Below are 13,018 nucleotides of genomic sequence, written 5' to 3'. Positions count from 1 at the left end.
GAGACTGGACGGATGAGCACCGGAGAAAACGACACCATCGCTGACGAGACCGTCGAAGCCCCCGTCGAGAACAGCTCGACCAATCGCAAGCAGCCCTTCCCGCAGGGGTTCCTCGACACCATCTCCACCGGGTGGGCCGAGCGTCCGGATACCCTGCCCGCGCCGCGCGCCCAGGCCGCGTACGCCGAGCGCCGCCGGGCCGCCGTCTCGGCCGCATTCCCCGGCAAGCGGCTCGTGATCCCCGCCGGCTCGCTCAAGCAGCGCAGCAACGACACCGACTACGTCTTCCGCGCGCACTCCGCCTTCGCGCACCTCACCGGCTGGGGGTCCGACGCGGAGCCGGACTCGGTGCTCGTCTTCGAGCCGACGGACGACGGGCACGACGTCACGCTCTACTTCCGCGAGCGCGCCGACCGCACGACGACGGAGTTCTACGCCGACGCCACGGTGGGCGAGTTCTGGATCGGTCCGCGTCCGTCGCTGGACGGCGTCGCCGCCGACCTGCAGGTGGCCACGGCGCACCTGCACGAGTTCTCCCCGCTCGACGGCGAGCTCGTCCTCGAGGAGGACGAGTCCCTCACGCGTTTCGTCTCGGAGCTGCGTCTCATCAAGGACGACTTCGAGATCGCCGAGATGCGTCGGGCCGTGGAGATCACCGCACGCGGCTTCGACGACATCATCCGCGAGCTCCCGGCCGCGGTCGCGCACGCCCGAGGAGAGCGCGTCGTCGAGGGAGTCTTCCATCGGCGCGCCCGCGAGGATGGAAACGGCGAGGGCTACGACACGATCGCCGCGTCCGGGCCGCACGCCTGCTACCTGCACTGGACGCGCAACGACGGCACGGTCATCCCCGGAGACCTCATCCTCGTCGACGCGGGTGTCGAGGCCGACAGCCTGTACACCGCCGACATCACCCGCACGCTGCCGGTGTCCGGGACGTTCACCGAGGTGCAGCGCCGCGTCTACGAGACGGTGCGGGAGGCGGCCGACGCCGCCCTCGCCGCGGCGAAGGTCGGCGCCCGCTTCCGCGACGTCCACGCGGCGGCCATGTCCGTGATCGCCGCCCGCACCGCGGAGTGGGGCCTGCTCCCGGTCACCGCCGAGGAAGCTCTGGACGCGGACAAGGGCGGCCAGCATCGGCGCTACATGGTGCACGGCACGTCGCACCACCTCGGCATCGACGTGCACGACTGTGCGCAGGCGCGCCGCGAGATGTACTACGACGGCATCCTCACCCCGGGCATGGTCTTCACGATCGAACCGGGGCTGTACTTCCAGATCGACGACCTCACGGTACCCGCCGAGCTGCGCGGCATCGGCGTCCGGATCGAGGACGACATCCTGATGACCGAGGACGGCCCGGTCAACCTCTCCGCGGACATCCCCCGCACGGCCGATGAGGTCGAGGCGTGGATGGCCCGTCTGCAGCGCTGAGCTCGGACCGCAGCCGCTGAGCCGAGGCTGGGGAGGACGGAGGGCCGCCGCTCTCCCCAGACCGGCGGCCCGTTCCCCCTCTGCGGAGACGAAGGTCGACCAGGGGCCTCCCCCGAGGATCCCTGGAGCCACCCCCGGCATGGTGCCCGTGCCGGTGCCGTGTCTCCCCCCGAAGACCTGCGGCCGCCTCCCACGGAAGAGATGCGGGAGCCGGCCGTTCATTACGCGGTTCGGCCGGTTTCTCCGATTCGGAGGAGGATCAGCCCCGTCGTGCTGCGACGAAGGCGTCCACAACGGACGCGATGTCCGCGCCGACCTCGGCAGGGGGCCGCCGGTGCCCCTTCACCTCGAAGGAGTGCTCGCCGCCCTCGACCCAGTGCACCCGGGCGTCCTGGCAGCCGGCGACGGCGTCGTCGAGCTGGGCGATCGGCTGGATGAACGGATCCGCCGTGCCCTCGATGAACAGCTGCGGGACCGTGATCGACGGCAGATGGGCGACCCGGGGCTTGTCCGGGCGGCCGGGCGGATGGAGCGGGTAGCCGAGATAGACGAGGCCCTCCACGACGAGGCCCTCTGCCACGGCCTGGGAGGCCATGCGCCCGCCATAGGACTTCCCGGTGGCCCACACGGCGGCTCGTGGCGCTCGCGCGCGGGCCTCGGCGACCACAGCGTGCCACGTCGCGACGGCGTGCGCGGCCGGACCGGGCATGCGGCGTCCCTGCTCGGCGTACGGGAAGCTGAAGCGCAGCGTCGTGTACCCGAGCGCCACGAGTGCGCGGTCGTACCCGACGAGGAAGGGGTGGTCCTTCCCCGCTCCGGCCCCGTGGGCGATCAGCACGACATCGTCACCGGTGCCCGGCGTCCAGTCGGCGGACACCGTCGTCGTACCGGTCGGCAGTGCGACCTCGATGCGGACCGGCGTGGGCTCCGGGGTCACCTCACCGATCCGGGGGTGCCGGTCTCCGGGTCGGCGGGTCGCGGCGGAAGTCCCGGTTCGGGCGCGGGCTCAGGCGCCGGTGCAGGCTCAGGCGCCGGTGCAGGCTCAGGCGCCGGGGCAGGCTCAGGCGCCGGTGCGGGCTCAGGCGAGGGCTGGGGAGAGCCGGCCGGGATCCGCTCGCCGTACTTCGGCGGCTCGTCCAGGTTCACCGGCGGACGCACCGGGGCGACGCGCTGCGCACCGAGGACCTGGCGCGCCTTCGCCAGCGAACCGGGCTGCACGGTCACCTCGTAGTGATCCGCGGCGAACTGCGTCACGCTCGCGAAGTCCCGACGGCGGCGCACGATCGCGTAGGTGATCAGGCTCAGCAGCATGCCCACGGCGACGCCGATGAGGACGAAGCCGACGAACAGCTGGATCGGCACCTCGGGATTGCCGAGGACGAGGATCGCCGAGAGGAACAGGCCGATGAGGATGCCGTTGATCGCTCCCGACCGTGCGGCCGCAGCATAGCCGAGCCGTCCGGTCACCCGCTCGACCGTCCGCACGCTCTGACCGACGATCGCGATGTCGCGCGCGGGGACCTCTCCGGCGATCAGTTTCGACACCGCCTTCTGCGCGCTCTCGTAGTCGCGCATGGAGGCGACGATCTCACCGGTGTCCGTGCCGCTCGCGGGGCGATTCAGCATGCTCATCCGGCTATTCTTCCACGTCGTGCCCCGCGTCCGGCCGAGCGACCGCCGCGACCGCCGTCCCGGCACGCCGCGGGCTACGCTGGTCGGGTGAGCACACAACGGGTTTTCGCCGCGCGCCTGGCCGGGTGCGCCGTCTTCGATCCCGTCGGCGACCGGCTCGGCAAGGTCCGGGACGTCGTCGTCGTGTATCGAAGTACCGCGGCCCCGCGCGTGATCGGACTGGTCGTGGAGATCCCCGGCCGCCGCCACGTGTTCCTCTCGATCGGTAGAGTCACATCCATCAGGTCCGGACAGGTCATCACCACCGGGCTCATCAACGTCCGTCGCTTCTCGCCGCGCGCCGGCGAGGTGCGCGTCCTCGCGGAGATGCTCGGCCGACGCGTGAGCCTCACGGACGGAAGCGGCACTGCCGTCATCGAGGATGTCGCGATCGAGCCCAACCGCCTCGGCGAGTGGGCGATCAGCCAGCTCTTCCTGCGCCGACCGAAGACCGGGGCGTCGCCGTTCGCCAAGGGCCCGACGACGTTCGCCGCCTGGAGCGAGGTCACCGAGGAGCACGCACCGGGCGAATCGCAGTCCGCCGAGCAGCTCGTCGCCTCCTACTCGGAGCTGCACGCCGCCGACCTCGCCAACACGCTCCTCGACCTCCCCCAGCAGCGGATGATCGAGGTCGCGGAGGAGCTCTCCGACGACCGCCTCGCCGACGCCCTGGAGGAGATGCCGGAGGACGAGCAGGTGCACATCCTCGACCGCCTCGGCGAGGAGCGCGCGGCCGACATCCTCGATCAGATGGAACCGGACGACGCCGCCGACCTCCTCGCCCAGCTCCCGCCCGCCCAGCTGGAGCAGCTGCTCCAGCGGATGGAGCCGGAGCGCGCCGAGGACGTGCGGATGCTGCTGCGCTACGGCCCCGACACGGCCGGCGGTCTGATGACCCCGGAGCCGATCATCCTGTCTGCCGACGCCACGGTCGCGGAGGCGCTCGCGCTCATCCGCCGCCATGAGCTGCACCCGGCCCTCGCCGCGGCCGTGTTCGTCACGCTCCCGCCGTTCGAGACGCCGACCGGCCGGCTGCTCGGCCTCGTGCACTTCCAGCGGATGCTGCGCTATCCACCGCACGAGCGGCTCGGCGCCATCCTCGACGACAGCCTCGAGCCGGTGCCCGTCACCGCCTCCGCCGCCGAGGTCGCCCGCATGCTCGCCAGCTACGACCTCGTCTCGCTGCCCGTGATCGACGCAGCCCACCGCCTCGTCGGCGCGATCAGCATCGACGACGTGCTCGACTACCTGCTGCCGGACGACTGGCGCACTCACGACAGCGACGATGTGACTCCGCCCGTGACGGAGGCGCGCTGATGGCGCGCAAGGAGCGGGCCGCCCGCCTCGACGCGCCTGGACGGACGAGCACCCGCCCCCGCTCCACCTCCCGCGACCGCTTCGGACGCTTCACGGAGTGGGTCGCCCGCGCCATGGGCACCCCGGCGTTCCTCGTCATCCTCAGCCTCTTCTGCATCCTCTGGATCGGCTGGAACACGCTGATGCCGCACGAGGTGCGCTTCGACGACGCCGCGCTGGGCTTCACCGCGCTCACCCTCATGCTGTCACTGCAGGCCTCGTACGCCGCGCCGCTCATCCTCCTCGCGCAGAACCGCCAGGACGACCGCGACCGCGTGCAGATCGAGCAGGACCGGCAGCGCGCCGAGCGGAACCTCGCGGACACCGAGTATCTCGCCCGCGAGATCGTCGCGCTGCGGATGTCGCTGGAAGAGCGCAACGCGCAGGTGGTCACCCGCGACGTGCTGCGGCAGGAGCTCCGTGCCCTGCTGGCCGAGCTGGGCGACGCCGAGGAGAAGCCCGCGGGCGGCACCGCCTCATGACCGCGGCCGAGAACGTCAGGGCCGCGGTGGCGGCGGTGACCGATCCGGAGCTGCGGCGACCGATCGGCGACCTCGACATGGTGCGCGACATCTCGGTCGAGGACGGGGTGGCGCGTGTGGGCATCGTGCTGACGATCGTCGGATGCCCCGCCGCCGACCGTATCGAGCGCGACGTGCGCGGTGCCGCGGCCGCGGTCCCCGGGGTCACGGACGTCGAGGTCGAGGTGGGGGTGATGACCCCGGCCGAGCGCAAGGCCCTCACCGAGCGGCTTCGCGCGGGACGCCCGGCACGGCACATGCCCTTCGGGCCGGATTCCCTCACCCGCGTGATCCTCGTCTCCAGCGGCAAGGGCGGCGTCGGCAAGTCGACGGTCACCGCGAACCTCGCGGTCGCCCTCGCCGACCAGGGCCTCGCCGTCGGCCTGGTGGATGCGGACGTGCACGGCTTCTCGATCCCCGGACTGCTCGGCATCCCCGCCGGCACGCAGCCGACGCGCATCGACGACCTCATGCTGCCGCCGGTCGCCCACGGGGTGAAGACCATCTCCATCGGGATGTTCCTCCGCGACGGGGAGTCCGTCGTGGCCTGGCGGGGACCGATGCTGCACCGCACGGTCTCGCAGTTCCTCACCGACGTCTTCTTCGGCGACCTCGACGTGCTGCTCATCGACATGCCGCCGGGCACCGGCGACATCGCCATCTCGATCGGGCAGCTCCTCCCGCACGCCGAGGTGCTCGTGGTCACCACTCCCCAGGCAGCGGCCTCCGACGTGGCCATCCGCAGCGGACTCGTGGCGCGCCAGACCGGTCAGCGCGTGATCGGCGTGATCGAGAACATGTCCGCGTACACCCTCCCCGACGGCACCGTCGTCGACCTGTTCGGTGCGGGCGGCGGTGCAGCGGTCGCGGAGGCGCTGTCCGAGCCCGGCGCGCCGGTGCCGCTGCTGGCCTCCATCCCGCTCAGTCCGGCACTCCGTCAGGGCGGGGACGAGGGCGTCCCGGTCGTCACCTCCGCGCCGGACGACGCCGCCGCGCAGGCGATCCGGACGATGGCCGCCGGCCTCGCCCGACGGGGCCGTGGCCTCGCCGGACGCTCGCTGCCGATGTCGATCGGATGAGGCCGCGTGGAAAGATGGACGGATGCCGCACCGTTCTGTGACCGTGGATGAGAGCCTCCTGCGGCGGATGGCACGTGACGCCGCCGTGTACTCCCTGACCAGGCCCGTCGCGATCGTGATGTGGGTCGCACTCGCCGCCGGACTGGTCCTCTCCGTCTTCACGCTCAACGCCCTCCTCTCCCGCGGAGCGGAGGTCAGCACAATCGTCGCCTGGCTGCCCGCCATGACGGTGGCGCTGGGTGCCTACGCGGTGATCCTGACCACCTCGAGCGCCCGCAGGGCCGTCCGTACCGCGATGCCGGTCGAGAGCGTGGTCTGGGTCGCGCTGGACGAGGACAGGCTGCAGCTGGGAAGCGATCGCCGCCGCTCCGAGATCCCGTACCGCACGTTCCAGAGCCTCCGTGTCGGCAGGGACGCCGTGATCTTCAAGGTGCGCGACTCCTCGGTCGCCACCGCCATCCCGCGCTCGCTCTTCAGCGACGAGGAGCTGGCGATGCTGCGGGCCCGGATCTCCTGAACGGACGACTCAGGTCGCCTCGGTGTCGAACGGCGGTCGGTTCTCCGCGCTGAAGGTCGGCGGCGCGGTGCGCGGGGCCACCGGCTCCGCGATCGTCGCGGTCGCCTGCGCGGGGGTCGCGGGCTCCGGCTCCTCCAGGAGCGCGTCGCGGATGATGCGCCGGGGGTCGTACTGCCGCGGGTCCAGCTTGCGCCAGTCCACGTCGTCGAGTTCCGGACCCATCTCCTCGCGGACGCGGGACTTCGTGTCGCGGATGTACTCGCCGGCCTTGCGCACGATGCTCGCGAAGGCCTCCGCGGCACGCGGCAGACGCTCGGGGCCGATGATCAGCACTGCGATCAGGCCGATGAGCAGCAGCTTCTCGAAGGTGAGGCCGAACGTCATGTGACCAGGCTACCGCCGCGCCTGCGGGCTCTGCGCGCGGTGAGCGAATACCCTGGACACATCAGCCATGCACGCAGGGAGAGGCAGGTCATGAGCGAGCACGACGCCAACGCGCGCTTCCTTCGCGAGTCCATCGTCGAGCCGGAGACCATCGCCCGCGCTCGCGCCCACGCCGTGGAGCTGGGGGCGGCCCCGATCAGCGCCGTCGTCGGCTCGCAGATCGCCGTGCTCGCCGCCGCGGGCACCGCCCGCTCCATCGTCGAGATCGGAACCGGCGCCGGCGTCTCCGGACTCTGGCTGCTGCGCGGGGCCCCGAACGCGGTGCTGACCTCGATCGACAACGAGCCCGAGCACCTCGCCGCCGCCCGCCAGGCGTTCGCGGACGCGAAGGTGCCCGCCACCCGCGCGCGGTTCATCGCCGGGCGCGCGATCGACGTGCTCCCCCGCATGAACGAGGCGTCGTACGACATCGTCCTCGTCGATGCCGACCCCGAGAACGTCATCGAGTACGTCTCGCACGGACTCCGTCTCGCCCGTACCGGTGGCCTGGTGCTCGTGCCCCGCATCCTCGCCGGCGGCCGCGTGGCCGACCCTGTCCAGCGCGACGACATCACCGCCGCCTATCGATCGCTGGTCCAGGAGACGCAGGAGTCGTCGGCGGTGCTGGCGACCGTCTCCCCCGCGGGCGAGGGCCTGCTGCAGCTGATCCGCCTCGACGACCGCGCCTGAGCAGACGCCCCGGACGCGAAGAGGGCGGGGGATCCGCGATCCCTCGCCCTCTGCGGTCGCGCTTCCGCGGACCGGGTTCGATCAGGCCGGGGCCACGACGGCACCGAGCACGTCGTGAAGCTCCTTGGCCTCGGCGTCGTTCACGGAGACGACCAGGCGGCCTCCTCCTTCGAGCGGAACACGCACGATGATGAGTCGTCCCTCTTTCACGGCCTCCATGGGTCCGTCTCCGGTCCTCGGCTTCATCGCTGCCATCGTGGCTCCCTTTCCTCCGGTGGTATGGGACGAGTTTATCGGGTGCGACCGTGCCGTGGACGACGCGGGGACACAATCCGCTCCCCCGCGTCGTCAGGGCACCTGCCAGAACGTGCTGCCGAGGGCATACACGTGGTAGATCCACACCCACTGGCCGACGAGGCACAGTGCCAGCACCCCGAGGCGCCAGATTCGTGAGCGGGGCACCGCGACCGCACCCCACGCCGGGCTGAGCGGCAGCAGCAGGCGGAAGGTGCTCGACTGCGGGAAGAACACCGCGAGCAGGTAGAGCAGGTAGCTCGCGCTCCAGAGACGGAGGTCGGGGCCGAGCGCCCGCACCTGCGGGGACAGCAGCAGCGCGGCGGCCGCCGCGACCACGAGCACGATGAGCGCGACCGGCCCCCAGCCGGCCGGCAGGCCCCACAGCTCGAACCAGAACTGCGATGCCTGCACCCATCCCTCGAAGGGCACGAAGCCCTCGACGCCGCCGGCGATCCAGTGTCGTCGCCAAGCGAGCTCGGTGGCGAGGTAGGCGCCGGGGTCGCCGGTCACGACACCGGCGATCAGCTGCCAAGCGAACCCGGTGGCGGTCGCGAGCGCACCGAGGGCGACGATGTGCACGACCTCTCGGGCGCCCAGCGGATCGGTGCGGCGATTCCTCCAGCGGAGGATGCCGTGCAGGCCGAGGTACAGGGCGAAGGCGAGCACCCCGGGGCGGGTGAACCCCAGCACCGGGATGAGCACGTACAGCCACGCGTACTTCCGCCGGATCGTCGCATCCAGCGCGAGGAAGAGCAGCAGCAGGAAGAGCGTCTCCGCGTAGCCGACCTGGAAGAGGGCGGCCAGCGGTCCGGACGCGAAGAAGACGACGGCCCACAGCGCCGCCGCGTTCCCGATGCGGTCGTGGAGCAGACGATGCAGGGCGAGACAGGCCAGGTAGCCGGCTCCGAGCGAGAGCACGAGAGCGCCCGCGCCCCAGGATCCGAGCACGAAGCCCAACGCCTTCGCGGCATACGCGAACACGGGCATGAACGCCCAGGCGTTCTCTGCCACCTTCCCGTCGACAGTCAGCGGAAGGTCGGTGGGATAGCCGTGCACCGCCACCTGCCAGTACCACTGCGCATCCCACCCGAGGACGAAGTCCACGAGCCCGGCGTCGCCGCCGAAGCGAGAGAACACCGTGGACAGGGAGGCAGCGGCGATGAGGAATCCGGTCGTCACGACCCGTGCGAGGACGTAGACGATGCCGATGCGCAGAGCCAGCGGCATCCGCGCCCAGCGCCGTGCGAGCGTCAGTACGACGTCAGCCATGCGCGCAGACCCCGCTCGACGGCGTCGATCTGGGCGAGCGGCACACGCTCCTCGTCGTGATGGGCGAGATGCGGATCGCCCGGCCCGTAGTTCACGGCCGGGATGCCGAGGGCCGAGAAGCGCGCCACGTCGGTCCAGCCGTACTTCGGCTGCGGCTCCGCACCGACAGCCGCGACGAACCGGCGCGCGATGTCCGCGTCCAGGCCGGGGCGGGCGCCCTCGGCGGCATCTGTGATCTCGACGTCGAATCCGGCGAGGACCGCTCGGACGTGAGCCTCGGCGTCGGCCGCGGACTTGCTCGGCGCGAAGCGGTAGTTGACCTCGACCTCGCAGGCGTCCGGGATGACGTTGCCCGCGACCCCTCCCGCGATGCGGACCGCGCTGAGCCCCTCCCGATAGAGCAGGCCCTCCACCAGCACCTCCCGGGCCCGGTACTCGGACAGCCGGGTGAGGATGGGCGCCGCGCGATGGATCGCGTTCTCGCCGATCCAGGCCCTGGCGCTGTGCGCGCGGACGCCCGTGGTCCGCACGATCGCCCGCAGCGTGCCGTTGCACCCGCCTTCGACCTGGCCGTTCGACGGCTCCCCGAGGATGGCGAAGTCGGCCTGGAACAGGTCAGGACGCGCTGCGGCGAGAAGCCCGAGGCCGTTCAGGGACGCCGCGACCTCCTCGTTGTCGTACCACATCCAGGTCACGTCGATCGCGGGGTCGGTGAGCTCGGCGGCGAGCTTGAGCTGCACCGCGACCCCCGCCTTCATGTCGACGGTGCCCCTTCCCCACAGATACGGCACGCCGTCGATCTCGATGTCGCGCGTGGGCAGGTTGTCGTTGAGGGGCACGGTGTCGATGTGCCCGGCGATCGCGACGCGCTGCGCCCGACCGAGATCCGTGCGGGCGACGACCGTGTTGCCGTGCCGGATGACCTCCAGGTGCGGCAGACCGGACACGGCCTCCTCGATCAGGTCGGCGAGTGTCTTCTCGTCGCCGGAGACACTCGGGACGTCGCAGATCGCGCGGGTGATGTCGGCGGAGGACGCGGTCAGATCGAGCACCATGCCCCCAGCCTACTGATGCCCGTCATGCGGGACGGGACACCGTCGTCGGCGCGATACCGTGGAGGCATGAGCGACGCACGATCTGTCTGGGGACTCGGCCTGACGACCACCGCGAGCGACGGCACGGTCCTCGACGCGTGGTACCCGGAGGTCCGCTCCTCCACGCCGTCCGAGGCCGAGGTCGCCGCCGCGCGCACCGCGCTCGACGCGCAGACCGGTCCGGACGAGCGCCGCGACGTCACCCTCGCGGTGGTCGAGCTCACGATCGACCTGGACGCGGCCCCGACCTCCACCGCGGACGCCTATCTGCGCCTGCACGCGCTGTCGCACCTGCTCGTGCGGCCGAACACCCTCAACCTCGACGGCATCTTCGGTCACCTGCCGAACGTCGCCTGGACCAATGCCGGCCCGCTGCTCCCCGCCGATGCCGCACGCCTGCGCCCGCAGCTTCAGCGCGCCGGGATCCAGATCCAGGGCCTGGACAAGTTCCCTCGTCTCACCGACTACGTGCAGCCCGCCGGGGTACGCATCGCCGACGCCTCGCGCGTACGGCTCGGCGCCCACCTCTCCCCCGGCACCACGGTCATGCACGAGGGCTTCGTCAACTTCAATGCGGGCACCCTCGGCGCCTCGATGGTCGAGGGGCGCATCTCGCAGGGCGTGGTGGTCGGCGACGGCAGCGACATCGGCGGCGGCGCCTCGATCATGGGCACGCTCTCCGGCGGCGGGTCGCATCGCGTGTCGATCGGCGCCCGTACGCTTCTCGGCGCGAACGCCGGCATCGGCATCTCCCTCGGCGACGACTGCGTCGTGGAGGCCGGGCTCTACGTCACCGCCGGGACGAAGATCGTGCTCGCCGACGGTCCCGCGACGGCCGATGGCGGACGCAAGACCGTCAAGGGCGCCGACCTCTCGGGCCAGGACGGCCTGCTCTTCCGTCGCAACTCGCTCACGGGCGCGGTCGAGGCCGTCCGTCGGGCCGGCGTCGGCGTGACGCTCAACGAAGCGCTCCACGCCTGACAGCCCACCTGCAGCCTTCGACCGGTCTCCGCTGGTAGACTGGGGTCGTTGCCCGCGCCGCCGGCCGGTCAGCATCGTCGTCGTCTAGGGGTCTCCGAGGACCGAAGCGAGCGCCCGCGCTCCCCTCTCCAGCCCGAACTGGCCATTCGCACGGCGAACGGACGCGCACTCGCTGCGTCTTCGCCCACCTCACCCCACTATCCCGCGCCGTTCTCGTGCGCTGACGGAGTTCTCTGCATGCCTTCCTTCCTCGAGCTCGGCGTTCCCGCCGAGCTCGCCACCGTTCTCACCGCCTCCGGGAAGACCGAGGCGTTCGCGATCCAGCGTGACACCCTGCCCGACTCGCTCGCCGGCCGTGACCTCCTCGGTCGCGGACGCACGGGCAGCGGCAAGACCATCGCCTTCGCGCTCCCGCTCGTCGCCCGCCTGGCGGCCTCCGGCCACAAGCGCCGGTCCGGCCTGCCCCGCGGCCTCGTGCTCGCCCCCACCCGCGAGCTGGCCACCCAGATCGCCGCGACCGTCGCCCCGCTCGCCGAGGCCGTCGGCCTTCGCGTCACCACTGTGTTCGGCGGCGTCAGCCAGCGTCCGCAGGAGCAGGCGCTGCAGGGCGGCGTCGACATCGTCGTCGCCTGCCCCGGCCGCCTGGAAGACCTCATGAAGCAGCAGGTCGTGCGCCTCAGCGCCATCGAGGTCACCGTGCTCGACGAGGCCGACCACATGGCCGACCTCGGCTTCCTCCCCGGCGTCACCCGCATCCTCTCGGCGACGCCCGCCGACGGTCAGCGCCTGCTGTTCAGCGCCACGCTCGACCGCGGCATCGACACCCTCGCCCGCCGGTTCCTCACGAACGCCGTCAGCCACGAGGTCGACGAGGCGAGCGTGCCCGTCGGCGAGATGACCCACCGGGTGCTCGTCGTCGACTCCCCCGAGAACAAGACCGTGCTGGTGCGCGACCTCGCCTCGGGCACCGGTCGTCGCATCCTCTTCACGCGCACCAAGCACCAGGCGAAGAAGCTCGCGAAGCAGCTCACCGCCGCCGGGATCCCCGCCGTCGACCTGCATGGCAACCTCTCCCAGAACGCACGCGAGCGCAACCTCGGCGCCTTCTCCACCGACCCGGCCGACGGGGGCGTCCGCGTCCTCGTCGCGACCGATGTCGCGGCCCGCGGTGTGCACGTCGACAACGTCGACCTCGTCGTCCACGTCGACCCGCCCGTCGAGCACAAGGCCTACCTGCACCGCTCGGGCCGCACGGCGCGAGCCGGGGCGGCGGGCACCGTCGTCACCGTGGTCCTGCCCGAGCAGCGCCGCGACGTGAAGGATCTCCTGCGCAAGGCCGCGATCACGGCACCGCTGGAGAACCTCACCGCCGACGCCGTGACCGAGCTCGTCCCCGAGCGTGCTCCGCACGTGCGCCCGGCTCCCCCGCAGCCGCAGCAGCAGCGCTCCGCGAAGCAGCGGCCGGCGGGCGGCGAGAAGAGCACCGCGACCACCCCGCCGTCCCGCCGTCGCCGTCGCCCGCGCTCCGCGGGCCAGGGCGGCGCGCCGGGCTCGCAGCGTCAGGGCGGCCAGGGCCGTCAGGGCTCGCGCGGCGCGCAGGGACGCTGATCCCGGCTCACGCCCCACAATGGCGAAGGCCCCCTCGCACTCCGGTGCGAGGGGGCCTTCGGCGTCTGCGGTGCCGCG

14 protein-coding genes are annotated in these 13,018 nt (G+C 71.9%); 8 read left to right on the top strand and 6 right to left on the bottom strand.

From position 1 onward, the window contains the following. Positions 1-12 precede the first annotated feature (12 nt). Positions 13-1,434 carry an aminopeptidase P family protein gene (locus WFJ36_RS01650; RefSeq protein WP_292787985.1) on the top strand — a complete coding sequence of 474 codons (1,422 nt, stop codon included), beginning with the start codon at positions 13-15 and terminating at the stop codon, positions 1,432-1,434. Between the two features lie 259 nt (positions 1,435-1,693). On the opposite strand, the gene WFJ36_RS01645 is transcribed toward WFJ36_RS01650, so the two are convergent. Both WFJ36_RS01645 and WFJ36_RS01640 read right to left on the bottom strand, forming a co-directional pair. Next, positions 1,694-2,371 carry an alpha/beta hydrolase family protein gene (locus WFJ36_RS01645; RefSeq protein ID WP_336642513.1) on the bottom strand — a complete coding sequence of 226 codons (678 nt, stop codon included), beginning with the start codon at positions 2,369-2,371 and terminating at the stop codon, positions 1,694-1,696. Beyond that, entirely contained in the window at positions 2,368-3,066 is a 699-nt protein-coding gene (locus WFJ36_RS01640; protein WP_071328216.1) for a general stress protein, read from the bottom strand. The genes WFJ36_RS01645 and WFJ36_RS01640 overlap by 4 nt, the downstream gene beginning before the upstream one ends. 87 nt (positions 3,067-3,153) lie before the next feature. Here WFJ36_RS01640 and WFJ36_RS01635 point away from each other — a divergent pair, with 87 nt between their 5' ends. The 4 genes from WFJ36_RS01635 to WFJ36_RS01620 are packed head-to-tail and all read left to right on the top strand — an operon-like array spanning position 3,154 to position 6,578. Further along, positions 3,154-4,422 (top strand): magnesium transporter MgtE N-terminal domain-containing protein, encoded by a 1,269-nt coding sequence (locus WFJ36_RS01635; RefSeq protein WP_071328215.1) that lies wholly within the window; start codon positions 3,154-3,156, stop codon positions 4,420-4,422. Then, the gene (locus WFJ36_RS01630) at positions 4,422-4,943 is read left to right on the top strand and encodes a DUF1003 domain-containing protein (RefSeq protein WP_071328214.1); all 522 of its coding nucleotides are present in this window, start codon (positions 4,422-4,424) and stop codon (positions 4,941-4,943) included. The genes WFJ36_RS01635 and WFJ36_RS01630 overlap by 1 nt, the downstream gene beginning before the upstream one ends. Continuing rightward, positions 4,940-6,061, top strand: a complete 1,122-nt coding sequence (locus WFJ36_RS01625) for an Mrp/NBP35 family ATP-binding protein (RefSeq protein ID WP_071328213.1) — start codon at positions 4,940-4,942, stop codon at positions 6,059-6,061. The genes WFJ36_RS01630 and WFJ36_RS01625 overlap by 4 nt, the downstream gene beginning before the upstream one ends. Before the next feature lie 22 nt (positions 6,062-6,083). After that, on the top strand, positions 6,084-6,578 hold the full coding sequence (locus WFJ36_RS01620; protein WP_292787977.1) for a YcxB family protein: 495 nt from the start codon (positions 6,084-6,086) through the stop codon (positions 6,576-6,578). Between the two features lie 9 nt (positions 6,579-6,587). Here WFJ36_RS01620 and WFJ36_RS01615 read toward each other — a convergent pair whose 3' ends face one another. Then, complete coding sequence (locus WFJ36_RS01615) at positions 6,588-6,962, bottom strand: twin-arginine translocase TatA/TatE family subunit (protein WP_060923136.1); 375 nt, start codon at positions 6,960-6,962, stop codon at positions 6,588-6,590. 90 nt (positions 6,963-7,052) lie between these two features. Here WFJ36_RS01615 and WFJ36_RS01610 point away from each other — a divergent pair, with 90 nt between their 5' ends. Next, complete coding sequence (locus WFJ36_RS01610) at positions 7,053-7,691, top strand: O-methyltransferase (protein WP_071328211.1); 639 nt, start codon at positions 7,053-7,055, stop codon at positions 7,689-7,691. Positions 7,692-7,772: 81 nt separating this feature from the next. Here WFJ36_RS01610 and WFJ36_RS01605 read toward each other — a convergent pair whose 3' ends face one another. The 3 genes from WFJ36_RS01605 to dapE form a co-directional block, all read right to left on the bottom strand. After that, positions 7,773-7,946, bottom strand: a complete 174-nt coding sequence (locus WFJ36_RS01605; protein WP_071328210.1) for a DUF3117 domain-containing protein — start codon at positions 7,944-7,946, stop codon at positions 7,773-7,775. A gap of 93 nt (positions 7,947-8,039) precedes the next feature. Then, positions 8,040-9,257 (bottom strand): hypothetical protein, encoded by a 1,218-nt coding sequence (locus WFJ36_RS01600; protein ID WP_336642512.1) that lies wholly within the window; start codon positions 9,255-9,257, stop codon positions 8,040-8,042. Further along, complete coding sequence (gene dapE / locus WFJ36_RS01595) at positions 9,239-10,312, bottom strand: succinyl-diaminopimelate desuccinylase (RefSeq protein ID WP_336642511.1); 1,074 nt, start codon at positions 10,310-10,312, stop codon at positions 9,239-9,241. Before dapE ends, WFJ36_RS01600 begins: the two co-directional genes overlap by 19 nt. A gap of 66 nt (positions 10,313-10,378) precedes the next feature. On the opposite strand from dapE, the gene dapD reads away from it, so the two are divergent. Together dapD and WFJ36_RS01585 are read left to right on the top strand one after the other, a co-directional pair. After that, entirely contained in the window at positions 10,379-11,332 is a 954-nt protein-coding gene (dapD, locus tag WFJ36_RS01590; RefSeq protein WP_071328208.1) for a 2,3,4,5-tetrahydropyridine-2,6-dicarboxylate N-succinyltransferase, read from the top strand. Between the two features lie 237 nt (positions 11,333-11,569). Further along, a complete protein-coding gene (locus tag WFJ36_RS01585) occupies positions 11,570-12,940 on the top strand; it encodes a DEAD/DEAH box helicase (protein WP_336642510.1) in 1,371 nt (456 codons plus the stop codon). Positions 12,941-13,018 lie beyond the last annotated feature (78 nt).

Source organism: Microbacterium sp. MMO-113, assembly GCF_037148555.1.
Taxonomy (GTDB): domain Bacteria; phylum Actinomycetota; class Actinomycetes; order Actinomycetales; family Microbacteriaceae; genus Microbacterium.
Note: the sequence above shows the minus strand (reverse complement) of the source record. Positions and strands in the feature narration are given on the sequence as shown.